Here is a 691-nt window from a genome sequence, read left to right as displayed (position 1 = left end):
GTGGAGTTGCCGATGAAGGTGGACGCCATGGAGAGGCCGCGCGGCGGGATGTCGCACACGCTGGACTTCACGTTGTTGGGGATCCACTCGACGAAGTAGGACGAGTTCTTGTTCTGCACGTTGATCATCTGCTCGTCCACCTCCTTGGTGCTCATCCTGCCCCGGAACATGGCGGACGCCGTGAGGTAGCGGCCATGGCGCGGGTCGGCGGCGCACATCATGTTCTTGGCGTCCCACATCTGCTGCGTCAGCTCCGGCACCGTCAGCGCCCTGTACTGCTGCGACCCGCGCGACGTCAGCGGCGCGAACCCCACCATGAAGAAGTGCAGCCGCGGGAACGGGATCAGGTTCACCGCCAGCTTCCTCAGGTCCGAGTTCAGCTGCCCCGGGAACCGCAGGCAGCACGTCACCCCGCTCATCGTCGCCGATATCAGGTGGTTCAGGTCACCAAATGATGGGTTGGTGAGCTTGAGGGTGCGGAAGCAGATGTCGTAGAGGGCCTCGTTGTCGAGGACCATGCACTCGTCAGCATTCTCCACCAACTGATGGACAGAGAGAGTTGCATTGTAAGGCTCAACAACTGTGTCTGAGACCTTTGGTGAAGGGAAGACAGAAAATGTGAGCATCATCCGGTCAGGGTACTCCTCTCTGATCTTGGAGATCAGGAGTGTGCCCATTCCAGATCCAGTGC

The 691-nt window shown here is 60.1% G+C and carries 1 protein-coding gene; it reads right to left on the bottom strand.

Going from position 1 to position 691, the window contains the following annotated elements; all coding sequences use genetic code 11:
• Positions 1 to 629: tubulin beta chain (locus NK662_RS24625; RefSeq protein ID WP_254761348.1), on the bottom strand; the 629-nt coding region annotated here is incomplete at its 3' end.
• Positions 630 to 691 lie beyond the last annotated feature (62 nt).

It is taken from the genome of Ectobacillus ponti, assembly GCF_024294785.1.
GTDB lineage: Bacteria > Bacillota > Bacilli > Bacillales > Bacillaceae_G > Ectobacillus > Ectobacillus ponti.
Note: the sequence above shows the minus strand (reverse complement) of the source record. Positions and strands in the feature narration are given on the sequence as shown.